We start from the raw sequence: 22,041 nt of genomic DNA, 5'->3' as shown, positions 1-22,041 counted from the left end.
CCGACACGCGCGTCTCGCACTAGGGTGCAGCCCATGGGCCCCTCGGCCACCCTGGAAAAGGTGTGTGGGGGGTCCTGGGCCCCTGTGCCTCCAGGGGGCTCCCCGGGGCGTGTCAGCCTACGGCGCCGTACTCGCTAAACTCCAGCTCTATCACCTTAGTGAGCACGCTGAGGTACTCCAGCGGCAGGCTCTTCAGTATATCCTGTATGAAGCCCAGCACTATCAACGCCTTGACCTCGCCCTCTGTGAGCCCGCGGCTGGTCATGTAGAATAGCTGGTCCTCGCCCAGCCTGCCCACGCTGGCCTCGTGGGTTACCTCGGCAGTCGGCTCCTCTATCTCGTTCCTCGGATAGGTGTAGGACTTGCTCTTCTCGTCAAGCACTAGGCTGTCACACTCCACGTGGCTCACACTGTTGTAGGCGCCGCGGTTCACGCGGACTAGGCCCCGGTAGACTGCCAGGCCGCCGTTGCTGGAAATGCTCTTCGATACTATGACGCTCCTGGTCTCGGGTGCAGCATGTATAGCCTTGCCGCCGGTGTCCTTGATGTAGGGACCGTTAGCTATAGCCACTGACACGTTTCTGGTGGAGGCGCCGCGGCCCCTGAGGATAGTGGAGGGGTAGGTGTAGGTCATCCTGCTGCCTATACTACCCTCCAGCCATTCTACGTACGCACCCTCCTCGGCTATAGCGCGCTTGTTGTTGAAGTTGATTATATTCCTGCTCCAGTTCTGCACAGTGTAGAAGTATACCCTGGAGCCGCGGTGCGCGTACAGCTCAACCATGCCGTCGTGGAAGCTGAACTTCTTCAGCACCGGGGCGGCGCAGCCCTCTATGAACTCCAGGTAGCTGTTCTCGTCGGCCACTATGAGGGAGTGCTCGAACTGGCCCTCGAGATCGCTGCCGACGAAGAAGAACGCCTCTATCGGCTGCCTCACCTTCACCCCCGGCGGCACGTAGACGAAGGCGCCGCCGCTCCAGAGCGCGTAGTGCAGTGCAGCAAACTTGTGGTCGGCGACGGGGAAGACCCTGCCGAAGTACTGCTTCACCAGGTCGGGGTAGCGCTGCACGGCCTCCTCCAAAGGCAGTAGTATGACACCCTTCTTGCGCAGCTCCTCCTTAGCCTTGTTGAGCACGGCCTCGCTGTCGAATACAGCAGTCAACCCTGAGAGAGCCTTAGCCTCGGCCTCGGGCAGCCCCAGCTTGGCATAGTACTCCTTAATCCAGTCCGGCAGCTCATCCCAGCTCTCTACCTTCTCCGCCTTAGGCTTCACATAGGCTGCCAGCTCCTCGAGATCAATCTCCTCGATCCCCCGGACCCAGCGGGGCATTGGCAGCTTGTAGAACATCTCCAGCGCGCGGAGGCGGAGGCGACGCATCCAGTCCGGCTCCTTCTTTATCCGCGAGATCTCCTCGACAAGGCTCCTTTCAATCCTGCCGCGTATCTCGATCTCCTTCGGGTAGGGCTTCTCAATGCCCAGGAGGTCCTCGATACTACGAGCCTCGAGCACCTCCTTTATGGGCGCGGGACGCACGCTCGCCATGGGAGGCACCCCTAACCCATGAGCTTTACCACGGAGCTGTCTTGGGGCATGTGCACGGGATGGGGAGATATAGGCAAGAGCTACTTCGAGCTCAGGTAGCGCGCGTAACCCTCCTTCTCGATCCTGCGGGCCAGCTCGGGCCCGCCCTCATCAACCACGCGACCGTTCACCAGCACAACCACGTGGTTTGGCTCGACGAACTCTAGGATCCTCGCGTAGTGAGTTATGACTATTACGCCTGCGCCCTGGTCTGCCAGCTCATTTATCGCTCCCGCTATCACACGTACACCGTCCACGTCGAGGCCGCTGTCGGGCTCGTCGAGTATGGCATAGCGTGGGCGCAGGAGGAGGAGCTGCAGCATCTCAGCCCTCTTCTTCTCGCCGCCGCTGAAGCCGACGTTAACCTCCCTCTGCAACATGTCCGGGCGCAGCCCGAGCTTCACGGCCAGCTCGCTGGCCTGCTTCAGCAGCTCGGGCCTGGGAGCGCCTATCAGCCTCTCCTCCAGCCCAAACCGCCTATTGTAGGCGGCGGCTATGAAGTTTAGGAAGCGTACCCCCGGCACCTCCACCGGGTTCTGGAAGGCCAGCATCACGCCCTTACGGGCCCTCTCGTAGGTGGGCAGCTTGGTTATCGGTTCACCGTCGAGCAGTACGTCGCCCTCCCTCACCCTGTAACGCGGGTGCCCCATGATGACGCTGGCCAGCGTTGTTTTACCACTGCCGTTGGGCCCCATTAGAGCTACAATCTCCCCGGGAGAAACCTTAATGTTAACGCCGTGAAGTACTACCTTATCCCCGGGGCCTGCTGTTAGATTTCTCGTCTCCAGAGCCATCTCCGACGCACCCCACCTTTATCAGGTGTTAAAGTCGCTATTAAGCATAGCGTTGCCCAGCCCCCGCAGCGATAGAGACAAAGCGTAATCGTAGACGCGGACCGGCACGAGGGCGCTCGGGCAGCTAAGACGGGCCAGGGGCGGAGGCAGCAACACCGCGATGGGGCCCAGAGCGTGGTGCGGGGGGTGGGATTTGAACCCACGCCGGCCTACGCCAGCGGGTCTTGAGCCCGCCCCCTTCGACCTGGCTCGGGCACCCCCGCCTCCAGGATAGGCGGCCTAAGGGGGCCGGAGCCGGAAGATCCCCGCAGCGGCCGGCGCCGGGGCCCACAGCCCATGGGGAGCGTAGCGGCGTCCACCCGGCTATAAGGATTCATAGTTGCACTCCTGGGGTCTCCGGCATCCCCCGGGGGGTGCCAGGGCTGCCGAGGCCAGAGGACCTGCTCCGCATGGCCGGTGTGGGCCGGTTCCAGGTGATGGCGCTGCTGCAGGCCGCCCGCCATTATAGGCTCCGGGGCGATCTGGAGAAGGCGAAGAGCTGGGGACTAAATCGCGCCATATTCTACGCGTGGGCCAAGCACTACGGGCCCCGGGGCTGGAGGAGGGCCGCTAGGCTGGAGGAACTCCTCCGCCGCCCCAGCGGCGCGGAGGAGGGGAGAGCAGGCCGCTGCCCGGAAGGCATGGTGGAGGAGCTGGGAGAGTGCGTCGCCATCGGACCCAGGGGATGGTACTCCATCGGGGGCGAGGAACAGACACCAAGGGACTTCGACCGCGAGGTCGCCTCCAGGGCCTCCAGGGTCGTCCCCTGGGATAAGGCGTGGCAGGCCGCGCTGGAGTACGTCTCCCTTTTCCCCGAGTGGGTGCTCCGCGACCCCCAGAGGTTCTACAAACTCGTCTACGAGCCTGTGCGCGACACCTTCTTCCTCCAGCTCCTGCGCGGCGAGAAACCCCGCCCCCCTAGAAGCATTATGGAGAGGCTGGAGAGCCTCAGCAAGATGGAGGAGAAGGGGAGGCAGATGGGCCTAGACGCCTTCCTCAAGAAGCAGAAGGAGCGCCAATAGCCCCTCGGGTGTTAGCAGGCCGGACGCCTCCTAGCCTCTAGCCGTAGCCAACCACACCCCTGGGGCTCGGGCAATCCCCGCCCACCCACTGTAGCCAGAGAAGAGGGGAGGGAGGTGACAAGCGCATTGGCGGCCGAGCTGCTAGCCGTTGAGAGGAACGGGCACCGCCACGCACTCATAGAGCCGGAGCCCGGCGCCGCGGAGAGGCCCTGGAGGGAGGTCGAGGAGCTCCGGGAGAGGCTGCAGCGGCTCGAGGAGGGCTTGGCCGAGGCCGGCGTCTCGCTGAAGAGCCTGCAGAGCCAGGTTGAGGGCTACGCGGCCTCCCTAAGCCTCTACGAGCAGCGTATAGCCGACCTCGAGGCCTTCAAGCAGACCGCCTCAATGATCGGGGGCTGGAAGTCCCAGACATGCATCTATAACAGCGGCGGCGTCTGCAGGCTGTGGAGGCTCAGCCGCGAGGCCGCGGAGAGGCTCAAGACGGCGGTGGCGGAGGACAACGGCGTCTACCGGGTGAAGGTGGCGGAGGCGCCCTGGTTCTGCGGCCTCTGCCCGCTCTACCAGCGGGCCTAGCCCAGTACCACCCTCGTCCCTTTCTTCCCCTCAACCACCTGCTCCGCGTCCTCAAGCCTCCCTATCGCGGCGTAGCACTCTACGCAGCCGCTCCTAGCCCTCTCCTCAACGTACTCCACGGCCGCCTCCACCTTCGGGCCCATGCTGCCTGGAGGGAGCTTGCCCTCCTCCAGCAGCCTCCGGGCCTCGCTGACTGTGAGCCTCTCCAGCGGCCTCTGCCCGGGCCTCCCATAGTCCAGGTAGACGTAGGGGACATCGGTGAGTATGATGAGGGCCTCCGCCCCGAGCAGCTGGGCGATCAGGCTGGAGGTGTAGTCCTTATCCACCACCGCCTCCACGCCGTGGAGCCACCTCTCGCCCCGCACCACGGGGACTCCCCCACCCCCGCCGGCCACGACGACGTAGCCGGCTCGGAGCAGCGCCTCTATGGCGCCCATCTCCACCACCCCACGCGGCCGCGGGCTCGGCACAACGCGACGATACCCGCCACGGGGGTCCTTTGCGAATGCCCAGCCGGTCTCCCTAGCAGCCCTCTCCGCCTCCTCGCGGGTATAGAAGGGCCCCACCGGCTTACTCGGCCTCCTGAACGCGGGGTCGTCCCTGCCCACAAGCACCTGCGTGACCACCGTGGCCACCCTCCTCTCAAGCCCCTCTCCTCCAGCGCGTCGCCTATAGCCTGCTGGAGCATGTAGCCCAGCCAGCCCTGGGTCATAGCCACGGCCACGTCCATGGTGATAGCCCTCCCGGCTCCCCGGGGGCCAGGGCAGCTATGGGCGCACTCCAGGACCGCGCCAACCTGCGGCCCGTTGCCATGGGTCACCACGAGCCGGTAGCCCCTCTCCACAAGCCTTGCCACAGCCTCCGCCGCAGCCCTTACGTTGCGCCATTGGCTATCGAGCCCCTCCCCCTTCCTCACGAACGCGTTGCCGCCGAGAGCAACGACGAGGAGTCCCCGCACAGCCCGGCTACACCCTCCCCAGGGGTCCACAAGGAGCATGGAGGCGGAGATGGGCCCAGGGCGTGGCGCCCCGCGGCCTCCTCCATTCCCTAGGCGAGACCACCCAGTTACCTGGTTCACCTAGAATAGGTCCCGGTTAGCACAGCATAGCCCACTACGTGGCCCTTGATCCTCTCCAGCACCTCGCCGGCCCTGGCCCCAGGGCCCAGGCCAAGGCTCTCCAGATCCAGCGCGTGGAGGGCGAAAACGTAGCGGTGCGGCCGGTCGCCCCGCGGAGGACAGGGGCCGCCGTACCCGATCTCGCCGAAGTCGCTCACGCCCTGGATGCCCAGGCCCTCCACAACCGGGTCCCGGGGCACCCCCTCCGGGAGCCCGTTAAGCCCCCGGGGTATATCGTAGATCACCCAGTGGATGAACGTACCCCTGGGGGCGTCGGGGTCGTAGACTATGAGGGCGTAGCTAGCCGTTGTGGAGGGGGCCCCGCTCCACTCGAGGGCGGGGGATACGTTCTCGCCGTCGCAGGTGTAGCGGCTAGGGATCCTCTCCCCGTCGCTGAAGGCGGGGGAGGAGAGGGTGAACTGAATCCCGCTGCGTACCAGGTACTCCCGGTGACGGCGGAACAGAACCATAGCCCGGGCCTCCTCCACCCTACACCCCCGGGGGCGCTGGATAAAGCTCTACTGCAGAATGGCGGCCCGCCGGCCGCGGAAGCCGCTAGATTATGTAGGTGGTCTTCGCTAGCTCCTCCTCCTTGCCGGCCTCTATAACGAAGGCCGCCTGCCCGCCGATGTAGAACCGCGCATAGACGTGGGGTGGCTCTCCCCCGGTCAGCTCCCGGAGCACCCCGCAGCGGTTGAGCCCCTGGAGGCCTAGCTCCACTACGAAGCCGTCGCCCCGGTACCAGCCGAGGACCAGGTCGCGCCTCTCCCTGGCGGCGGGGGATGGAAGCTTCTCGAACCCCCTGGAGGCCATCTCCCTGTCCGCCTCCCTCTCCAGGGCATCCACGAACCCGAGGAACTCGTGCCCGCACGTGCCGGCGTCAGCCAGCCTCGGGTACTCCTGGTTCACCAGCCTCTGCAGCCTCCGGACCACGTGCCTCACGGCAGCCACGGGCCCCTGAAGCTGGCCCCTGGCGTCCGCAGCCCCGCCCTGCGCTCTCTGGGGTACTAGCGGAGGCATAGGTTACCAGCCCCGGGTGTCTCAGCTATAGAGTGGGGCTGGAATCCAAATAAACGGTTCCTCAGAGCCCGGGAGCAGGGCTCCTCAGCGCTCGCCGTGGCGGTGGCCCCGGAGCTGGTGGAGCGCGTGGTCCACCACACCCAGCAGGAGCTCCGCCATGAGCTTCGCGGCGTCGGGGTTGCCGGGGCTAACCACTATGAGGCGGTCGCGGAAGCTGCACGCCATGGCCCTGCTCAGCACCGCGTTGGCCACGCCCTGCTCCAGGCTGCGGCGCCGGAACTCCTCCCCCACGCCGGGGAGGACACGGTCGCAGAGCCTGGCCGCTAGGTCCGCGGAGACGTCGCGGGGGCTGGGCCCGGTGCCCCCCGTCACTAGAACCACCTCGGCCCCCTTGTAGAGGGCCTCGGCCAGCCGGTAGAGTATCTCCACTGGGTCGTTCCCGGCCACCGCGGCGTAGGCCAGCTCGTGCCCGTTCTCCGCGAGCATCCTGCGCAGCGCCGGGGTTATCCTGTCGAGCGAGGGGTCAGCCTTCACGCGGTCGCTTGTAACTACGAGGCCCCAGCGGGCCACGGCGGCCTCTCCTCCCCTGCATCCCCGAGGAGGCTCCCGGGGAGAGAAGCATTGCGGAGCGCCGGGGCCCGGCGCCTTACGCTGATAAGCCCCGGGGCGCGGGTGCCTAGTGGACACAAGTGCGGAGCCTTGCGGGGAGAGCCGCTGCTACTCCGCTGCCGGCTCCTGCTCCCATGCGCCTCCTGCAGCCCCCTCACCGGCGTGGCTGTGTACGTGGAGGACGGGAGGATAGGCTACATCGGCGACGGGCCCCCGGCGGGCGCCAAGAGGGGCGCCGTGGTGGACTGCCCCCGCTACGCCGTGGCCATGCCATGCCTCTACAACGCCCACACCCACGCCGCCATGACCCTGCTCCGCGGCTTCCACGACGACAGCGAGCTGCACGAGTGGCTGGAGAGGATGTGGCATGTGGAGAAGCGTGTCACCCCGGACGTGGCCTACCACGCCTCCCTCCTGGCAGTGGTGGAGATGGCCTCCACGGGCACCTGCGGCTTCATGGACATGTACTTCTGGCCCCATGAGACCCTTAGGGCGGCCCGGGAGCTGGGGCTGCGCGCCCGGCTAGGCCCGGTCATAATGGGCGACGTCGACCCCTACAAGGCGGTTGAAGAGGCAGTCAGGTTCGCCCGGAGCCTGCAGGGCGACCCCCTGGCGGGTGGGGTGGTGAATGTGCACAGCATCTACGCCGCCCCGCTGGAGGCGGTGCGGGAGGGCTACAGGGCGGCTGAGGAGCTCGGCGTGCCCTTCCACATCCACGTCTCGGAGACCAGGAGGGAGGTCTACGAGGCCAAGAAAAGGTTTGGGAAGTTCCCCGTGGAGCTGCTCGAGAGCCTCGGCGCCCTGGGCCCGAGGGCTGTGCTGGTGCACGCCGGCTGGATAGCCAGCTGGGAGCTGGAGGCGGTGCGCCGCGCCGGGGCTAGCCTAGTCCACTGCCCCACGAGCAACATGAAGCTGGCCACCGCGGGCAGCTTCCCCCTCTACGAGGCCATGGAGTCCGGGGTGAACGTGGCGCTCGGCACTGACGGCCCAGCCTCCAACAACAGCCTCGACATGATAAGGGAGGCGAAGACGGGGCTCCTCCTCCAGCGCCACAGCTACTGGGACACCCGCGTGAAGGCCCGCCACCTCCTGGAGGCAGCCACCCGGGGAGGAGCCCGGGCCATGGGGGTGAGGGGCGCCGGCGCCATAGAGCCCGGGGCGCCGGCGGACATACTCGTGCTCGACCTATCCAGGCCCTGGAGCCTCCCCCTGCGCGCCGACAACCTGGCCTCGGCACTGCTCTACTCCGCGGCCGGCGGCGACACCCTCTACACCATCGTAGACGGCCGGCCCGTCTACACGCCCGAGAACCGGGAGAGGCTGTGGAGCCTGGCGGAGAGGAGCGCAGAGCAGCTGAACCGGTTCCTGGAGAGGATAGGGGAGGGCCGGGACCCCGAGCCGCCCTGCAGCCCGCCCCAGGCCTGCAGCCGGTGAGAGGGGCTAGGCGCCCCGCCGCCCCGCCTGCCCGGCCCGGTAGAGGAGCCTGAGGAGATGATAGGAGGCCTCGGCCGCGGCAACAGCTTTCAGCACGTCCCAGGGCAGGAAGACGAGCACCCCGGCCCAGAGAGCCTCCGCCACAGCCCCCCGCCAGGCCATGCCACCCGCTGCCGCCAGCCAGCCGGATAGCCAGAGAGCCCCGGGGAGGTAGACTAGGGGCAGCACCAGGAGCGCACCCCGGAGGAGGGCCCGGCGGCTGTAGGGCCGGGAGAGCCTGCCCGCCACCAGGGCGGCCAGCAGGAAGCCGAGAAGGTAGCCGAAGCTCGGCGAAGCCAGGTAGCCGGGGCCCCCGCCCAGCGCGAAGACAGGTGCCCCAGCAAGCCCGGCGGCCAGGTAGGCTGCCACAGCCCTCCAAGCCCTCGGACCCAGAAGCACTATGAGCAGCGTGAGCGCGAACGTCTGGAGCGTGAACGGCACCGGGAGGCCCAGGAGCCGGAGGGAGGCGCGGGCCGAGACGGCGAGAAGACCTACCCCCACGGCGGCCTCGGCGAGGGAGACCAGCGCCGCCCTCCCCGGGCTCAGGAGGAGCCCCTCAAGCCTCACCATGCCCTGCTCAACGCTGCCCCCCGCCAGGAGCGCGGCTATACGGCTAGCCCTCTCCCCCACCGTCCAGCCCCCGGCGCCGCCCCCAGGTGCCTGCTAATTTAGCCTCCTCTATGCTCCTCCGCACCCTGGGATGCCTGCTCTTGCCCCAGGAGCCTAGCTGGCGGCAGCCCAGCCTCCACGGCGTCCGGGGGCTGGGGGCCACCGAGGCGGCGGAGGAGGCTCTCAAGGGGCTTAGGAGGCTGGTGGAGGAGGCCCGCGACGTCTGGGGGCTCCTGGAGGCCCTGGACTTCCTGGAGGCCCGTATAGCGGCCAGGCCCTTCTCCGCCCCTCTGGTCAATACCGCGCGGGGCATACTCGAGGCCCTCGCGTCGAAAGAGTATGAAAGCATAGGCGAGGCTAGGAAGAGCATAAGCGAGAGCGTCGATAGGGTGCTGGCTAGGGTCGTGGAGGAGACCGAGGCGGCTGCCGAGATAGCGGCCAGGAGGCTGGAGGATGGCGACGTTGTGCTAACCCAGGGGTATAGCAGGAGCGTCATACGGGCCCTGGAGAAGGCGGCCGCGATGGGGAAGGATATACGCGTTATAGTGGCCGAGTCAAGGCCTCTCCTGGACGGCGTGGAGGCGGCCCGGGCGCTCGCCAGGATAGGCATAGAGGTGACGCTGATAGTAGACTCGGCTATGAGGTTCATGGTGAAGGACGCCACCAGGGCGCTCATAGGAGCCGACGCGGTGACAGCTGACGGCACGGTGATATCGAGGACCGGCGCCGGGCTCCTGGCGCTCGCGGCCAACGAGGCACGGGTGCGCCTCATCGTGGTGGCGGGCTCCTACAAGCTCTACCCCGACACGGTCTACGGCCTCTCCATAGAGACCCCCGCGCTCGGCGACGAGATAATTCCGGAGGAGCACCGGAGGCTGGGAGTCCGCGGCTACGCGCCCCTCTTCGAGCCCATCCCGCCGAACCTGGTGGACGCGCTCGCCACGGAGAAGGGCCTCGTAGCCCCCGAGGCGGTGCCCGTGCTTATACGGGAGGAGTACGGCGAGTGGCCCCCACGCCTCGAGCCCCTCGACAGGCTCTTCGCCAGGGCTAGGGAGAGGCTCAGGGAGCTAGCCAGGGCCGAGAAGAGGTGACACGTAGTGGAGCTGCCGGAGGAGGTTAGGAGGATAGCCGAGGACATAAAGGCTATGAGGATACGCGGAGCCGGCCGCATAGCGAGAGCCGCGGCCCAGACCCTCATGCTGGCGGCCGAGGCCTACAAGGGGAACAGCCTCGAAGACTTCCGGGCCTACATGGAGGAGGTGGCGAGGCTCCTGATCTCCACCCGGCCCACGGCAGTAAGCCTGCCTAACGCGGTCAACTACGTCATGCGGGCGCTCCGCGAAGGCAGGTTCCAGTCCCCCGAGGATGCCCGCAAGGCGGTAGTGGAGGCGGCCAGGGACTTCATAGAGTACTCGCTGCAGGCGGTGAGGAGGATAGGCGAGATAGGCTCGAGGCTGATCGAGACGGGGGATAGGATAATCACCCACTGCAACAGCAACGCCGTGGAGTCGATACTGGTGACCGCGTGGAGGAGTGGGAAGAGGTTCCACGTCTACGCCACCGAGACGAGGCCCAGGTTCCAGGGCTATATAACAGCGAGGAACCTGGCTAGGGAGGGTATACCCGTCACCCTTGTGCCGGACTCAGCGGTGCTAAGCGTGATGAAGTCCAGGAGGATAACCAGGGTGATAGTAGGCGCCGACACCATCGCCGCCAACGGCGCGGTGATAAACAAGATCGGCACCAGCCAGATAGCCCTCGCCGCCCACCTCCATAGGATCCCATTCATAGTGGCCACCGAGACCTACAAGTTCAGCCCCTACACGGTCGTGGGCCAGCCCGTCGAGATAGAGGAGAGGCCCCCAGAGGAGGTGCTGGAGAACCCCCCGGAGGGCGTCGTCATACGCAACCCGGCCTTCGACGCGACGCCGCCCGAGTATGTAGACATGATAGTGACCGAGAGGGGCATCATACCCCCGAAGTCGGTGGCCCTCGTGCTCTGGGAACTCTTCCGCCGCCGCCCAGCCGAGGCCGGCGGCGTGAAGGTGGAGGAGGACGCCACGGCCTAAAACCCGGGGGCTAGGCGGCCAGGTACTTCTCCAGCGCAGCTATCAGGGTATCGGCAAGCTCCCGGGGATCCATGTACTCCACTATTATCCTCAGGCTAGGGTAGCCCGGCAGGCTCGTGTCCAGCTCGTAGCCCAGCCCCTCAGCGCCTAGGAGTCCGGCTAGCCGGATAGCGTCGGCCAGCGCTCTCCCGGCAGCCTCGTCGGCCTCGCGGCTGGAGCCCGGCAGCGGCACGGTTATCACCACCGCGTAGCCCCTGCCCCCGCCGGCCTCGGCAACCTCGACCACTATGTCGCCCAGGTGTATCCTTGTAGCCTCGCCCTCCGCCTCGAAGCTGATGCCACGGTCGCGGAGGAAGCCCTGCAGCCTCTTAGCCCAGCCAGTCTTAGCCGCGTGGCCGGGTATGCCCGCCTCCTCGGCCATCCCGGCTCCACCCCCGGGGCTCAGGCCCCACGGGGGCAGTGTTAATGGATGCTCCGGTCCAGCGGCTACGGGCCCCGGCGGGCTGCAGGAGGCTGCACGATGCCCTGCGCCCAGCTGCCAGGCTGGAAGGGCGTCTACATAGTCGTCTTCGCCCTCCGCGAGGGCTACCGGGGCAGGGTGGGCTCCCGGGCCGCTGTGAGCCTCGAGCCCGGGGTCTACGCCTACCTCGGGAGCGCCTGGGGCCCCGGCGGGGTGCGTGCCAGGCTCTGCCGCCACCTCTACGGCCGCCGTGCCAGGCTCCACTGGCACATGGACTACCTAGCCGCTGCCCCGGGCTACAGGCCCCTGGGCGCGGTGGCTGTGAGGGCTCCGCGCGGCTCTGAGCCCCTGCTCGCAGCCGCGGCCTACGCCTCCAGGTGCTTTGAGCCCCTCGAGCCCGGCCTCGGGGGCACCGACGACCCCTACGGGCTCAGCCATGTGCTCCGCTGCGCTGCCCGCGACTGCCTCTCGGCGGCCCTGGGCCTCGCCTCCTCCCTGCCCGGCCTCCTGGCGGTCCATATGGCCGCCCCTGGCCTGGCCGGCCCCCGGCACTATAAGCATATTAATTCAATTTAATAGTAATTGATGGTTTGCGTGAGCGCAATGCTTAAATAAAGCCCGGCCTGTTAGCGGTGGAGCCTGGGGCCGTTGACACCCAGTAGTTCATTAAGCCTCTTCAACGCAGGCTCAGCAGCCGGGAGGCCTTGAAAACCCAAATGGGTATCCATAGGTTATTGCTCCCTGCATAGGGTCTCCTAGCGCTCCGTTACCACGGCCCCCGCGAGGCAGCCACATGTACTCCGTGGTGGGTGGTAGCCATGGCTGTGCGCGTGGTGCTGGTGGGCCAGGGTCTCGTGGCTACGCACTTCGCCGTAGGCGTGGAGAGGATAAAGAAGGGAGAGGTAGAGCCCTACGGAGTGCCCTTCGCCAAGTACAACATGGTCTACGATATAAAGGACATAGAGATCGTGGGCAGCTACGACGTGGACGAGGAGAAGGTGGGCAAGACCCTCTACGATGTAGCCATCAAGTCCGTCGGCGACATACTGCCGGTGCCCGAGACGCTCAAGAGTGTCACTGTTAGGCGCGGCATCCACCTGGGCTCCCTCGAGGGCCTGCCCTTCCGGGTCAAGGGGCTCGAGGACGAGCTGGGCTCCACCAAGGCCGCGATAGAGAGGCTTGTTGAGGAGTGGAAGCAGCTCCAGCCCGACGTGATAGTGGAGGTGGCAACCACCGAGCCAGCCAAGGCGTTTAACGACGTGAAGGCCCTCGAGGAGGCGATAGAGAGGGATGATAGGAGGAGGCTGAGCGCCAGCCACGCCTACGCATACGCCGCCTACCTCTACGCCAAGGAGACCGGGAGGAGGGTGGTCTTCGTGAACGTTATACCCAGCCCGATAGCCCGCGACGACGCGGTGGCGAAGCTCTTCGAGGAGGCCGAGAGCCTCGTGCTTGGCGACGATGGCGCCACTGGCGCGACCCCCCTGACCGCTGACCTGCTCGAGCACCTCGCGGAGAGGAACCGCTACGTGCTCAGCATAGCCCAGTTCAACATAGGCGGCAACACCGACTTCCTGGCCCTAAGTGTGCCAGAGCGCAACAAGATGAAGGAGGAGACCAAGAGCAGCATAGTAAAGGACATACTCGGCTACGATGCGCCCCACTACATCAAGCCCACCGGCTACCTGGAGCCGCTGGGCGACAAGAAGTTCGTCTCCATGCATATATGGTGGAAGACCTTCAACGGGCTGGAGGACGAGCTAGTGGTGAACATGAGGATAAACGACAGCCCCGCCCTGGCGGGCCTGCTAACCGACCTGGTGAGGATAGGTAAGGCGCTGGTGGAGAGGGGCGTCAAGGGTACAGCATACCCGGTGAACGCCTTCTTCATGAAGGATCCGGGGCCCCGCGGCGCCAGGAACATAGCCCGTATACGCGCCTACTACCAGCTGCTCGACTACCTGAGAGAGAAGGGCGTAATCAAGGCCTAAGAGCTGTTTTACTGCACGCCACCGGCTGCATCCCTCTCCTCCTGGGGCCTGCCGGTGCCTCCCCCTACCCACCTCTCACTCCCCTTGCCCACCTGTACGCAGCTCTATTTACCGGGGGCGGGGCGGCCCCTGAAGCTGGATGATGCTCTATGCGCTTCGTGTTGCGCTGCAAGCCGGGCGAGCATGGCGAGCGGCGGGAGAGAGTGGCGATAGTCGGCGCTGGCCCCGCCGGCCTCTATGCTGCCGGCTACCTCCGGTGCCGCGGCTTCAGGGTGACGGTCTATGACCAGAACCCGGAGCCCGGCGGCTTCCTAATCTTCGGCGTGCTGGACATACACATAGATAAGAATGGCGTGCGCAAGGGGATAGAGGAGCTGCGGCAGATGGGCGTAGAGTCCCGGCAGGAGACGCGGGTCGGCAGGGATGTGATGCTCGGCGACCTGATAAAAGAGTACGACGCCGTCCTCATAGCCACGGGGACGTGGAGGAGCAGGAGGCTCCGAATACCCGGCTCGGAGCAGGAGGGAGTGCTGCCAGCCATGGAGTGGATAGTGGGCTACCACATGTGGCGCTACGGCTATAGGGCTGAGAGGCCGCCGGTGGGCCGCCGCGTGGTGGTGGTGGGCGGCGGGCTGACAGCGGTCGACACGGTCCATGTAGCCAAGTGGCTCGGCGCCGAGGAGATACACCTGGTCTACCGGCGCACCCGCCGCTACGCCCCCGCCGGGGAGAAGGGGTTCCGGGAGGCCGAGGAGGCAGGCGCCATAGTACACGAGCTCGTCACGCCCGTCGAGTACCTGGGCAGCGGGGGCCGTGTCGCAGCGGTGAGGCTGCAGCGTATGCGGCTCGTGGAGCAGCCGGGGGAGAAGAGGCCCAGACCCGTCCCGGTGCCCGGCGAGTACATTACGATAGAGGCGGACATGGTGCTGGAGGCTGTGGGGCTCATACCGACACCCCCGTTCAATGGGGGAGACTACGGGATAAGGCTGAGAAGCAACGGCACCATAGACGTCGACGAGTACAAGAGGACCACCAGGGAGCCAGTGTTCGCCGCGGGAGACGTGGCCCACGGGCCCAGCCTGATAGGTCCTGCTATGAAGAGCGGGCTTGAGGCGGCGGAGGCTATCGAGAAGTACCTCAACGGGGAGATAGGCTGGAGGACTGACGTCTAGCCCTTTCCCCCGCCCCTCCTCTTTCCGGCCTCCTTGCCGGACGGCCTCCCCTTCCTCAAGTATCTATACGCGCCCAGGGGAGCGGGTTCCCGCACCTCCGTCCTCCTAGCCAGCACCCACAGCGCCACCACTGTGGCCAGCATGCCGGTAAGCACCGCCGTCCTCGTAACGTCGAAGCTAGTGCCCATGAGTGCCAGTGTGCCTATGAGGTCTCTCGCCACGGCTATCGTTATCGCCTCGAAGAGTATGTCCATTCTGAAGCGCCCCTCTATGAGGCTCCCTACCACTGTGCGCGTGAGGTCTATGAAGACGAATATGAGGAGTATCCTCTCAACCGCCTCGTTGTATATGAAGCCGTGCACGAGCACTGTGTAGAAGAAGTCGGCTATGGCTAGGGAGGTCGCGGTTACGAGCGCCGCTAGGGCTGCAATCTCGAAGGCCTCATATATCTCCGCGATAATGTGTACAAGCCTGCTTTCGCGGGTCTTCTCCTCGTCTTCAGCGTCGCAGCCGGTCACGGCTCAGCCGGGCACCCTCACGGCTGGTGCAAGCTGCTTGGAGGATTTTATGCCTGGTGCCTAGAGGAGTTTCACGGGGATGAAGCCGTGGAGTCCGGGCTCGTTGTGGTGTTCGTGACCGCGCCCCGCGGCAAGGGGGCTGAGATAGCGCGCCGGCTTCTCGGAGAGCGGCTCGCCGCCTGCGTCAACGTGGGGAGCGTGAGGAGCATGTACTGGTGGGAGGGGAGGATCGAGGAGGATGAGGAGGAGCTGCTCGTTATAAAGACCACTGTCTCGAGGCTGGAGGAGCTTATTGAGCGCGTGAAGGAGATCCACCCGTATAGCGTGCCCGAGGTTATAGCTCTCCCCGTCATCGCGTGCCTGGGTGACTACTGTCGCTGGGCCCGCAGCGAGACCAAGCCTCAGAGAAATGCTTAAATACCCCCAGCTGCTGTGGCCGGGTAGGACATGGAGCCGCGTGGCTGGGCCCGTAGCTCAGCCTGGTAGAGCGGCGGGCTCTTAACCCGTAGACCAGCGGGCCTTCGGCCTGGCTGGGCGGAGGTCCCGGGTTCGAATCCCGGCGGGCCCGCCACACCTACGCCGGGATCCACTACCCCCTCCTCCTACCCTTCCACGTGGGCTTGCCTCCCGGCGCACGTCCCTACGCTCCTAGCATGCTCCAGCGCCTCGCCCTATTCCTCCCGGAGGGTTGCCCGGGTCTTGCAAGAGCCCAGGATCTACCCGAACGAGTGCGTCAGGAAGATAGTAGCATTCATACCCGAGGGCCATCTCCACGCCAGGTTCCTCCTGGACCTCGGCGACCAGGTCATAGTGCTCCACGAGGCAGTCGTGGCCGCGCTTGTGAGAGCCTACGCCATGGTTGCCGCTCACCCGGCGCGGCGGGCGGTGGAGCTGGAGGCCAGGCGGCTCGGAAGGGGCGAGAGGAAGCCTGGGTACGCGGAGTGGCAGCTCCTGGAGACGGGCAGGAGCGAGGGGGAGGTGCTCGGAGAGGCTATGGAGGCCTGGTCCCGGGGGAGGCTCGCCGCCTGCAGGGGCGGCCGCTAGCCCCCGGCTCTCGCCTCCCCGCCGGCCCGCCTGGGGTACGGGCAGTAGCCTCGGAGAGGGCACTCGCTGCACCGCGGGCCCCGGGCGCGGCAGTACTGGCGGCCCAGCGCTATGAGGAGGCGGTGGGCCTCCTCGCTCCTCTCGGGGCCGAAGAACTCTAGGAGCGCCCGGGAGGCCTCGTCGTAGCCGGCCTTCTCGCCCACCAGGCCCCAGCGCTTTGCTATGCGGAGCGCATGCGTGTCCACGGCGAAGACCGGGGCGCGGCGCTTAAAGGAGAGGAACACGTCGGCAGTCTTCTTCCCCACCCCGGGTATCGAGAGGAGGAACTCACGCAGCTTCTCCGGCGGCATCTCCATGAGGACCCTCTCTCCCCCGGCCTCGAGTATCCTACGGGCCGCCTCCCGGAGCGCCCGGGCCTTCTGCCTCCAGAGCCCCGCGGCCCTTATCGCCTCCCCGAGCTTCTCCTCGGGCACGCTCAGCACAGCCTCCGGGGTGACACGGCCCAGCAGCATCCGGAGGCTATGGTAGGCTCTTATCGAGCTCCGGTCGCTCGTATTCTGGCTTAGTATGATTGCGGCCAGGACGGCGAAGGGGTTCCCGTCAAGCCTGTCGGCTACAAGCACCACGTAGTCCCGCCAGTCCACGCGGAGGCTCCTGGAGAGGATCCTAAACACTGTCTTCCCGTCGACCCGCTCGGAGATGCTAGCTCCGCCGGCCAAGGGCCTCCTCGCCGGACCCCCAGTCGCGCGGAGCCGCCTCTACTATAGTATTGGCGCCCGCTAGCTCCGCCGGCCCGGGATTCCTCGGGCAAGTAATGCATGGCCCCTCGGCTGGGGCGGGGACAAGGATTTATGTTACTGTAAATCGTTCTATGCCGCTGCCTGTAGAGGCGTCCATAGCACCCTATACAACACGTTACATATAGGTAAATATGGGGCGGCACATGTACAGGAGCTACATAACACCACTAGCAACTAAAACACTCCAATGAGGGCCCGAATCAGCCAGCACAAAGCCGGGCAGAGGGCCGCAGGGCCCTCAACAACACGGGGGATAAGCCGACGCGAGGGCGCCCGGGAGGCCCTTCACGGGAGGGAGGAGGTGGGGGTGGGGGTTGGGGGCGGTCCCTCCCTCCCTCCGGGCTCGTGCCCCGGGCGCGTGGTGGGGGTTGGGGGGGCAGCGCGGGTGAACGTGAACCGGTAGGCAGGGCCTTAGGGGCTCACTATCTCCGCGTCCACGGGTATGAGGTGCTCCTCCACGGTGTCCTCTAGTTTAGAGACGCGGCGCTTGAGGCCGTGTATGCTGCTGTTCAGCCTGTAGAGCTCGCCCTCCACGTAGGCCCGGTACTCCTGGAACTCGCGGCGCAGCTCCTCAAGCTCGTGGAGCACCTGGAGGAGCGCCTGTGTCGTCTCCTCCTGCTGGCGGCGCCTCTTCTCCTCCTTCTCGCGGCGGTACCTCTCCAGCCCCTCCCGTATCATCATCTTTATCAAGTCCGTTATCTGTATCCCCATCTCGCTGGCATACTCCTTTAGCTCGCTGTAGACAGCCTCCGGCAGTGACAGATGTACTGTCGGCACTGTCTCGGCCCACGTATACTCGGTACAAGAGCCCTCTATTTAAGCCGAACGCGCCGTGTCCGGCTCTTGTGAGAGTTCTCTAGTAATACTCTCCACGGTAATCTTCTACTAGAGGCTTCCCCATACTAGGAGAAGCCTGGTGGGGGTTGGGGGCGGTCCCAGGATGCGTGTCGTGACCTTCAAGGTGGATGAGGAGCTGCTCGAGAAGCTGGATAGCTTTGCACGGCTGAAGGGCGTGACCCGGAGCGAAGTGATAAGGAAGGCGATAGAGCTGTACCTGAGGCTTGAGGACTACAAGGTGCAGCCGCAGCCCAAGATAGTGAAGCTGATGAGCTAGCGCCGCGGAGCAGCCGGGCTACTCCACGTGCCCCACAACTCTTTTTGGAGGCCCATCAAGCCTCTCCTCCGAGGGGCATCCCCCTAGGCCCCGGAGGCCGAGGGGTAGCGGGCCCCGTACTCGCAGCTCCTGCATGGCGGCCTTCGGGGCCTGGGTGGCGGGCTCTGGGAGGCCAGCCGGTCCGCCACGCCGGGGAGGATCTTCTCCTCGAACCAGGAGGCCAGCTCCCAGGGGTCCAGCCTCTCCCTCAGCGCAGTGGCGCCGGTGGCGTCGCGGACGAGGAGCACGGCCTCCTCCACGGGCCAGCGCTCGGAGAGGATCCAGGCGTAGGCTGCGAGCTGCGCCCTGGCGGCCCAGTAGCCGCGGCCCCTGCGGAGCATCGCCCGGGGCCTAGAGGTGGTCTTCACCTCGACCACCCGCAGCCCCGCGGGGCTCCACTCGAGGGCGTCGGGCACGCCTATCACCGTGTAGCCCCGGCTCCTCGGCCTGCGGGCCATGAGGGGCCACTCCTCCCTCCAGTAGTACTCGACGGGGTCCTCGGCCTCCATGTAGCGGTGGAGCTGCCTCTCGTAGGCCGCGGGGTCTATGAGCCCCAGGACCGGGATGACCCCTCGCGGTGGAGCCTCTGCATCTCCCCCGCGCCGCCCCTGGCCAGCCTCTTCGCCAGCACTGCGCCCCCCAGCGCCTCCCGAGCAACCTCCTCCAGGTCCTCGCCGTGGAGGAGCCTCCCGCGTATGATCCCGGCGAAGCTGTCCTTAGCCAGCTCAGCCGACCAGAGGATGGCTAGGCCCCTCCAGGCCTCCTCCGCTAGATCCCCGGGGCTCAGCCAGCCTGCGTTGAAGAGGCTTGTAGCATGCCAGGCCTTCAGGCTGCACCAGTACCAGGAGCCTATACTGCTAGCCGCCACCACCGGGGGCCCGCGGCTCCGGGCGAGCCTCCCCACCAGCACGAGCACCCTGTCGAGGCATATCAAGCCTCAGCCCAGGCTCGGCCTCTAGCCCCTCCCAGGGGTAGTAGTCTCTACGCCCCAGAAAGGGGGAGGGAGGCCCCGGGCCTCAGGCAGCCACCGGGGGCCGTGCCGGAGGCCTGGGGCCGCGGCTAGGGGGAGGGCTGCGAGGAGAACATGGGCTGGGCTAGCCGCGGGGCTGGAGGCAGGGAGCAGGGGCTCGGGGGCTACTTCTCCTTCTTGAGGCTTGATGTCTCTACCACTAGGACGTCCACCTTATGGCTTATGGACACTACCTTGTTGGAGACGCTGCCCATTATTAGCCTCCTAAGCCCGCTTAGGCCGCGGCGGCCGACCACTATCAGGTCGCAGTCATTGCTCTCGGCGAAACTTACAAGCTCGTCAGCGGGGTCGCCTATCAGTAGCACGGGCTCCACGTCCTCGAGGCCGGACGTCTCCTTTATCTCCTTGACGAGTTTCTCGAGGCTCTGCCTGGCTGGCTGCACCAGCTCCTCCACGACGGGCTGCTCCGGGATCACCATCTCGCCGAGGAACACCGCGGGCGGAGGCACCACGGTGGCTACGCGGAGCCTGGCGCCCAGCAGCTTGGCCAGCTTCACCGCCTTGTCCACGGCTAGCCGGCTGGCCGGGCTCCCGTCATAGCCCACCACTATGCACGTGTAGACCAAGCCCCTACACCATCATCCCTATAGGCGATAGGGGTTAAACAAGGCTATCCTCCGGGCACCCCTTAGCACCTTGGGGCGTACTGGTTGGCTGGCCTGGAGGAGGCGTGGCGGCTGCTCGACTCAGCGCGCAGGGTCCACGTGGTGAGCCATATAGACCTTGACGGCCTCGCCGCGGCTGCGCTGCTGCTACGCTGGGCCCGGCGCCGCGGGCTCGAGGCGGTCCACAGCGTTGCTGGCGCCCGGGGCCTCTACCGGGTCCTCCGCCGCGGGCTCCAGGAGGCGGCGGGGAGGCCCGGCACCCTGGTGGTCGTCGCCGACCTGTCCCCGAGAAGCCGCTCCGAGGCGGAGGCGGTGGCGGCGCTGCTCCGCTGGGGCCAGAGGCTGGCCTGGATAGACCACCATGAATGGCCCCCGGGCGCCCGGGAGGCGCTTGAGCGTGCTGGGGCTGTGGTGGTTCACGACCGGTCCCACGTGACGGCTGAGATAGCGTGCTGCGTCGCCCGCTGCGGCGGCGAGGACCTGGAGCTCGTGGAGATAGCCAGGGCCGATGACAGCTGCTCCGAGGACCCCCGCGGCCTGGCGGAGCGGTGGAGGCTCGTCCTCCGCCATCTGGACTGGGAGGGCCTCCGGAGGGCGGCGGAGGCGCTGGCGGAGGGCGACCTGTGGCCCGACTGGGCTAGGAGGATCTACGAGGCCGAGGCGCCCCGCTACTACGAGGAGATAAGGAGGAGCACCAGGGTGGACCGCTACGAGATCAGCGGCGTCCGGGTGGCGGTCGTCACTCCCCCGCCCAGGGCAAGTGGCTGCGACGTCCAGCGCCTGGGCCTCGTCCCCGGCCCTGGGGAGGTCGATGTCGCCGTGATCCTCTACCCCCGGGGGCTCAGCATAAGGACCTGGGGGAAACTGAGGGCCGACTGCATCGCCTCCAGGCTGGGCGGCGGAGGCCACAGCCACGTGGCGGGTGCCCCGAGGCCGAGCACCAGCATGGGCCCGGCCCAGGTGGCGAGGATGGTGGCCAACGCGGCCGCCGGGTGCAGGGGCCTTTGAAACGCTGAAATAGAGCCGGGGGCCTCGGCGAGCCTACCTCGGGGGCCTGGGCCTTGGCTAGGCGGATACTGTTCCTAGTCGGCCCCGAGTTCGAGGATATCGAGCTCTACTACCCGCTCTACAGGCTCCAGGAGGAGGGCTATGAGACCCTGGTCGCGGGGCCCAGCCGGGACACCCTGCCGGGGAAGAGGGGGTATAGCGTCAAGCCCGACCTGGTCTTCGAGGAGGTGGACCCCCGCGAGTACGTGGGCCTCGTCCTCCCCGGCGGTAGGGGCCCCGAGAGGATAAGGAACAACGAGCACGTGAAGAGGATAGCTAGGAGCTTCTTCGAGGACGAGAGGCCGGTCGCGGCCATATGCCACGGGCCGCAGATACTCATCAGCGCCGGCGTGCTCCGCGGCCGCCGGGCCACGAGCTACCCCGGGATAAAGGACGACGTGATAAACGCTGGCGCCGAGTGGCTGGACCAGCCCGTGGTGGTTGACGGAAACCTCGTCACCGCCAGGGTGCCGCCCGACATGCCTGCCTGGATGAGGGAGTACATCCGGCTGCTGAAGTCCCGGGGCTACTAGCGGCCTGGTCACGGGCCGCAGCGCCGCAGGGCCAGCAGGGCCCCGGCGCCCGCCAGCGCCAGGCCGGCGGCGAGGATGGCGAGGCCCCGGGCCTCGAGCTTCCCCGGCGGGTTCTCCTCTAGCCTCGCAAGCGCCTTGTCAGCCTCCTGCAGCGCTCCCAGGGCCTGGGCCAGGTCGCGCTCCAGCCTATCCGGCGGCAGCTCCTCGACGATCCTGCTCAGGGTGGCGAGGTACTTCTCCGCCTGCCGGTCCAGGCCCTGGAGAGCCTCTATGATCTTGGCCGCCTTGGCGGTGTCCTCCTGGGCCTCCGCCATGAGGGCTGCTAGGAGCCCGGCGGCCTGCGTGTCGAGCCCCAGCTTGGACCTCAGCAGCACGGCTAGAATGGGGTTCCCGGCGAGCCCGGCCAGCATCTTCATGGTCTTGTTGTACCAGCTGCTATGGGTCAGGTTGTAGAACTCCTCTATCGTCGCGGCAGCCTGAGACGCGTTGCCGAGAACCCGCCGGTAATCCTCGAGGGCGGCCCTGACCCGGGGGAGCTGGCGCGCGAGCTCCCGGTAGCCCTCGAGCAGCCCGCTCTGGTTGAGCTCCCGGAGTACGGCCTGGTACCTCTCTAGGAGGCCGCGGTACTCCACCGCCTCCTGGTAGAGGTGCTTGTAGCTGCCGGCGGCGTAGTGGTATAGGAGCAGCCCGGCTACCGCTAGCACAACCCCGGCGCCGATGGCCGCGCCGGCTAGGAGGCATGAGTAAGGCCTTCCCGTGGCCATCCCGGCGCCCTCTCTCCGGC

Annotated in this window: 28 protein-coding genes, 2 tRNA genes and 1 pseudogene; 14 read left to right on the top strand and 17 right to left on the bottom strand. The window is 66.7% G+C overall.

The annotated features are described in order from the left end of the window. Positions 1-112: 112 nt before the first annotated feature. The 3 genes from sufB to ACZ42Y_RS03280 form a co-directional block, all read right to left on the bottom strand. Positions 113-1,543 (bottom strand): Fe-S cluster assembly protein SufB, encoded by a 1,431-nt coding sequence (gene sufB, locus ACZ42Y_RS03290; protein ID WP_058371277.1) that lies wholly within the window; start codon positions 1,541-1,543, stop codon positions 113-115. 80 nt (positions 1,544-1,623) lie between these two features. Next, a complete protein-coding gene (sufC, locus tag ACZ42Y_RS03285; protein ID WP_058371278.1) occupies positions 1,624-2,376 on the bottom strand; it encodes a Fe-S cluster assembly ATPase SufC in 753 nt (250 codons plus the stop codon). Positions 2,377-2,551: 175 nt separating this feature from the next. Further along, positions 2,552-2,639 (bottom strand) — tRNA-Leu (locus tag ACZ42Y_RS03280). A gap of 186 nt (positions 2,640-2,825) precedes the next feature. Between ACZ42Y_RS03280 and ACZ42Y_RS03275 the strand changes: the two genes are divergently transcribed. Next, positions 2,826-3,437: a hypothetical protein gene (locus ACZ42Y_RS03275; protein ID WP_236698178.1), complete on the top strand. Its 612-nt coding sequence runs from the start codon at positions 2,826-2,828 to the stop codon at positions 3,435-3,437. Between the two features lie 126 nt (positions 3,438-3,563). Beyond that, a complete protein-coding gene (locus tag ACZ42Y_RS03270; RefSeq protein WP_058371279.1) occupies positions 3,564-4,007 on the top strand; it encodes a hypothetical protein in 444 nt (147 codons plus the stop codon). Here ACZ42Y_RS03270 and ACZ42Y_RS03265 read toward each other — a convergent pair. The 5 genes and pseudogenes from ACZ42Y_RS03265 to ACZ42Y_RS03245 all read right to left on the bottom strand — a co-directional run bounded on the left by ACZ42Y_RS03265 (position 4,004) and on the right by ACZ42Y_RS03245 (position 6,714). Next, the gene (locus ACZ42Y_RS03265) at positions 4,004-4,633 is read right to left on the bottom strand and encodes an amino acid kinase family protein (RefSeq protein ID WP_464735686.1); all 630 of its coding nucleotides are present in this window, start codon (positions 4,631-4,633) and stop codon (positions 4,004-4,006) included. The two genes, ACZ42Y_RS03270 and ACZ42Y_RS03265, sit on opposite strands and share 4 nt — an antisense overlap. Positions 4,634-4,737: 104 nt before the next feature. After that, a pseudogene (locus ACZ42Y_RS03260) lies at positions 4,738-5,004 on the bottom strand (amino acid kinase family protein); the annotation flags it as partial. Between the two features lie 77 nt (positions 5,005-5,081). Next, on the bottom strand, positions 5,082-5,594 hold the full coding sequence (locus ACZ42Y_RS03255; RefSeq protein ID WP_464735685.1) for a YbhB/YbcL family Raf kinase inhibitor-like protein: 513 nt from the start codon (positions 5,592-5,594) through the stop codon (positions 5,082-5,084). An 85-nt stretch (positions 5,595-5,679) separates the two neighbouring features. Next, positions 5,680-6,144 carry a hypothetical protein gene (locus ACZ42Y_RS03250; RefSeq protein ID WP_058371281.1) on the bottom strand — a complete coding sequence of 155 codons (465 nt, stop codon included), beginning with the start codon at positions 6,142-6,144 and terminating at the stop codon, positions 5,680-5,682. A gap of 84 nt (positions 6,145-6,228) precedes the next feature. Continuing rightward, on the bottom strand, positions 6,229-6,714 hold the full coding sequence (locus ACZ42Y_RS03245) for a MogA/MoaB family molybdenum cofactor biosynthesis protein (protein ID WP_058371282.1): 486 nt from the start codon (positions 6,712-6,714) through the stop codon (positions 6,229-6,231). A 129-nt stretch (positions 6,715-6,843) separates the two neighbouring features. Between ACZ42Y_RS03245 and ACZ42Y_RS03240 the strand changes: the two genes are divergently transcribed. Continuing rightward, positions 6,844-8,187 carry an amidohydrolase gene (locus tag ACZ42Y_RS03240; RefSeq protein ID WP_464735684.1) on the top strand — a complete coding sequence of 448 codons (1,344 nt, stop codon included), beginning with the start codon at positions 6,844-6,846 and terminating at the stop codon, positions 8,185-8,187. Between the two features lie 6 nt (positions 8,188-8,193). On the opposite strand, the gene ACZ42Y_RS03235 is transcribed toward ACZ42Y_RS03240, so the two are convergent. Next, positions 8,194-8,856: a biotin transporter BioY gene (locus tag ACZ42Y_RS03235; protein WP_464735683.1), complete on the bottom strand. Its 663-nt coding sequence runs from the start codon at positions 8,854-8,856 to the stop codon at positions 8,194-8,196. An 80-nt stretch (positions 8,857-8,936) separates the two neighbouring features. Here ACZ42Y_RS03235 and ACZ42Y_RS03230 point away from each other — a divergent pair, with 80 nt between their 5' ends. Both ACZ42Y_RS03230 and ACZ42Y_RS03225 read left to right on the top strand, forming a co-directional pair. Then, entirely contained in the window at positions 8,937-9,926 is a 990-nt protein-coding gene (locus ACZ42Y_RS03230) for an eIF2B alpha/beta/delta subunit family protein (RefSeq protein WP_464735682.1), read from the top strand. A 6-nt stretch (positions 9,927-9,932) separates the two neighbouring features. Continuing rightward, entirely contained in the window at positions 9,933-10,904 is a 972-nt protein-coding gene (locus ACZ42Y_RS03225; RefSeq protein ID WP_464735681.1) for a ribose 1,5-bisphosphate isomerase, read from the top strand. Between the two features lie 10 nt (positions 10,905-10,914). Here the strand turns inward: ACZ42Y_RS03225 and ACZ42Y_RS03220 are convergent, their stop codons facing one another. Beyond that, complete coding sequence (locus ACZ42Y_RS03220; protein WP_464735680.1) at positions 10,915-11,325, bottom strand: hypothetical protein; 411 nt, start codon at positions 11,323-11,325, stop codon at positions 10,915-10,917. Between the two features lie 99 nt (positions 11,326-11,424). Here ACZ42Y_RS03220 and ACZ42Y_RS03215 point away from each other — a divergent pair, with 99 nt between their 5' ends. From ACZ42Y_RS03215 to ACZ42Y_RS03205, 3 genes are all read left to right on the top strand, one after another. Further along, entirely contained in the window at positions 11,425-11,940 is a 516-nt protein-coding gene (locus ACZ42Y_RS03215; protein WP_083494612.1) for a GIY-YIG nuclease family protein, read from the top strand. A gap of 242 nt (positions 11,941-12,182) precedes the next feature. Beyond that, positions 12,183-13,355 (top strand): inositol-3-phosphate synthase, encoded by a 1,173-nt coding sequence (locus ACZ42Y_RS03210; protein WP_058371289.1) that lies wholly within the window; start codon positions 12,183-12,185, stop codon positions 13,353-13,355. 149 nt (positions 13,356-13,504) lie between these two features. After that, the gene (locus tag ACZ42Y_RS03205; protein ID WP_464735679.1) at positions 13,505-14,527 is read left to right on the top strand and encodes an FAD-dependent oxidoreductase; all 1,023 of its coding nucleotides are present in this window, start codon (positions 13,505-13,507) and stop codon (positions 14,525-14,527) included. On the opposite strand, the gene ACZ42Y_RS03200 is transcribed toward ACZ42Y_RS03205, so the two are convergent. Next, positions 14,524-15,045, bottom strand: a complete 522-nt coding sequence (locus ACZ42Y_RS03200) for a hypothetical protein (protein ID WP_464735678.1) — start codon at positions 15,043-15,045, stop codon at positions 14,524-14,526. The two genes, ACZ42Y_RS03205 and ACZ42Y_RS03200, sit on opposite strands and share 4 nt — an antisense overlap. 87 nt (positions 15,046-15,132) lie before the next feature. Here ACZ42Y_RS03200 and cutA point away from each other — a divergent pair, with 87 nt between their 5' ends. From cutA to ACZ42Y_RS03185, 3 genes are all read left to right on the top strand, one after another. After that, the gene (cutA, locus tag ACZ42Y_RS03195; protein WP_058371292.1) at positions 15,133-15,462 is read left to right on the top strand and encodes a divalent-cation tolerance protein CutA; all 330 of its coding nucleotides are present in this window, start codon (positions 15,133-15,135) and stop codon (positions 15,460-15,462) included. 46 nt (positions 15,463-15,508) lie between these two features. Then, positions 15,509-15,616: transfer RNA gene (locus ACZ42Y_RS03190), tRNA-Lys, on the top strand. Between the two features lie 128 nt (positions 15,617-15,744). Further along, on the top strand, positions 15,745-16,089 hold the full coding sequence (locus ACZ42Y_RS03185) for a hypothetical protein (protein ID WP_058371293.1): 345 nt from the start codon (positions 15,745-15,747) through the stop codon (positions 16,087-16,089). On the opposite strand, the gene ACZ42Y_RS03180 is transcribed toward ACZ42Y_RS03185, so the two are convergent. Both ACZ42Y_RS03180 and ACZ42Y_RS03175 read right to left on the bottom strand, forming a co-directional pair. After that, the gene (locus tag ACZ42Y_RS03180) at positions 16,086-16,808 is read right to left on the bottom strand and encodes an endonuclease III domain-containing protein (protein WP_464735677.1); all 723 of its coding nucleotides are present in this window, start codon (positions 16,806-16,808) and stop codon (positions 16,086-16,088) included. The genes ACZ42Y_RS03185 and ACZ42Y_RS03180 overlap by 4 nt on opposite strands. Before the next feature lie 492 nt (positions 16,809-17,300). Next, positions 17,301-17,666: a hypothetical protein gene (locus ACZ42Y_RS03175; protein ID WP_058371457.1), complete on the bottom strand. Its 366-nt coding sequence runs from the start codon at positions 17,664-17,666 to the stop codon at positions 17,301-17,303. Positions 17,667-17,829: 163 nt separating this feature from the next. Between ACZ42Y_RS03175 and ACZ42Y_RS03170 the strand changes: the two genes are divergently transcribed. Continuing rightward, a complete protein-coding gene (locus tag ACZ42Y_RS03170) occupies positions 17,830-18,003 on the top strand; it encodes a ribbon-helix-helix protein, CopG family (protein ID WP_083494613.1) in 174 nt (57 codons plus the stop codon). Between the two features lie 83 nt (positions 18,004-18,086). Here the strand turns inward: ACZ42Y_RS03170 and ACZ42Y_RS03165 are convergent, their stop codons facing one another. The 3 genes from ACZ42Y_RS03165 to ACZ42Y_RS03155 form a co-directional block, all read right to left on the bottom strand. Further along, positions 18,087-18,551, bottom strand: coding sequence for a PD-(D/E)XK nuclease family protein (locus ACZ42Y_RS03165; protein ID WP_058371458.1), 465 nt, complete (start codon positions 18,549-18,551; stop codon positions 18,087-18,089). Between the two features lie 35 nt (positions 18,552-18,586). Beyond that, positions 18,587-18,976 carry a hypothetical protein gene (locus ACZ42Y_RS03160; protein ID WP_058371459.1) on the bottom strand — a complete coding sequence of 130 codons (390 nt, stop codon included), beginning with the start codon at positions 18,974-18,976 and terminating at the stop codon, positions 18,587-18,589. A 200-nt stretch (positions 18,977-19,176) separates the two neighbouring features. Then, positions 19,177-19,638, bottom strand: coding sequence for a universal stress protein (locus ACZ42Y_RS03155; RefSeq protein WP_058371460.1), 462 nt, complete (start codon positions 19,636-19,638; stop codon positions 19,177-19,179). Positions 19,639-19,722: 84 nt separating this feature from the next. On the opposite strand from ACZ42Y_RS03155, the gene ACZ42Y_RS03150 reads away from it, so the two are divergent. Continuing rightward, positions 19,723-20,685 (top strand): DHH family phosphoesterase, encoded by a 963-nt coding sequence (locus tag ACZ42Y_RS03150; RefSeq protein ID WP_058371461.1) that lies wholly within the window; start codon positions 19,723-19,725, stop codon positions 20,683-20,685. A 53-nt stretch (positions 20,686-20,738) separates the two neighbouring features. Further along, entirely contained in the window at positions 20,739-21,257 is a 519-nt protein-coding gene (locus ACZ42Y_RS03145) for a type 1 glutamine amidotransferase domain-containing protein (protein WP_058371462.1), read from the top strand. Between the two features lie 8 nt (positions 21,258-21,265). On the opposite strand, the gene ACZ42Y_RS03140 is transcribed toward ACZ42Y_RS03145, so the two are convergent. Then, positions 21,266-22,021, bottom strand: coding sequence for a hypothetical protein (locus ACZ42Y_RS03140; protein WP_058371463.1), 756 nt, complete (start codon positions 22,019-22,021; stop codon positions 21,266-21,268). Positions 22,022-22,041: the final 20 nt, after the last annotated feature.

It is taken from the genome of Pyrodictium brockii (genome assembly GCF_055379715.1).
This window is presented reverse-complemented; position numbering and strand designations above follow the sequence as displayed.

Excerpts from the sequence above, each read along its gene's own strand:
- ACZ42Y_RS03140 (WP_058371463.1), bottom strand. The coding sequence starts at position 22,021 with ATGGCCACGGGAAGGCCTTACTCATGCCTCCTAGCCGGCGCGGCCATC.
- ACZ42Y_RS03205 (WP_464735679.1), top strand. The coding sequence starts at position 13,505 with ATGCGCTTCGTGTTGCGCTGCAAGCCGGGCGAGCATGGCGAGCGGCGG.
- ACZ42Y_RS03165 (WP_058371458.1), bottom strand. The coding sequence starts at position 18,551 with ATGGAGGCCGAGGACCCCGTCGAGTACTACTGGAGGGAGGAGTGGCCC.
- ACZ42Y_RS03210 (WP_058371289.1), top strand. The coding sequence starts at position 12,183 with ATGGCTGTGCGCGTGGTGCTGGTGGGCCAGGGTCTCGTGGCTACGCAC.
- ACZ42Y_RS03250 (WP_058371281.1), bottom strand. The coding sequence starts at position 6,144 with ATGCCTCCGCTAGTACCCCAGAGAGCGCAGGGCGGGGCTGCGGACGCC.
- sufB (WP_058371277.1), bottom strand. The coding sequence starts at position 1,543 with ATGGCGAGCGTGCGTCCCGCGCCCATAAAGGAGGTGCTCGAGGCTCGT.
- ACZ42Y_RS03220 (WP_464735680.1), bottom strand. The coding sequence starts at position 11,325 with ATGGCCGAGGAGGCGGGCATACCCGGCCACGCGGCTAAGACTGGCTGG.
- ACZ42Y_RS03255 (WP_464735685.1), bottom strand. The coding sequence starts at position 5,594 with ATGGTTCTGTTCCGCCGTCACCGGGAGTACCTGGTACGCAGCGGGATT.
- ACZ42Y_RS03275 (WP_236698178.1), top strand. The coding sequence starts at position 2,826 with ATGGCCGGTGTGGGCCGGTTCCAGGTGATGGCGCTGCTGCAGGCCGCC.
- sufC (WP_058371278.1), bottom strand. The coding sequence starts at position 2,376 with ATGGCTCTGGAGACGAGAAATCTAACAGCAGGCCCCGGGGATAAGGTA.
- ACZ42Y_RS03170 (WP_083494613.1), top strand. The coding sequence starts at position 17,830 with ATGCGTGTCGTGACCTTCAAGGTGGATGAGGAGCTGCTCGAGAAGCTG.
- ACZ42Y_RS03215 (WP_083494612.1), top strand. The coding sequence starts at position 11,425 with ATGCCCTGCGCCCAGCTGCCAGGCTGGAAGGGCGTCTACATAGTCGTC.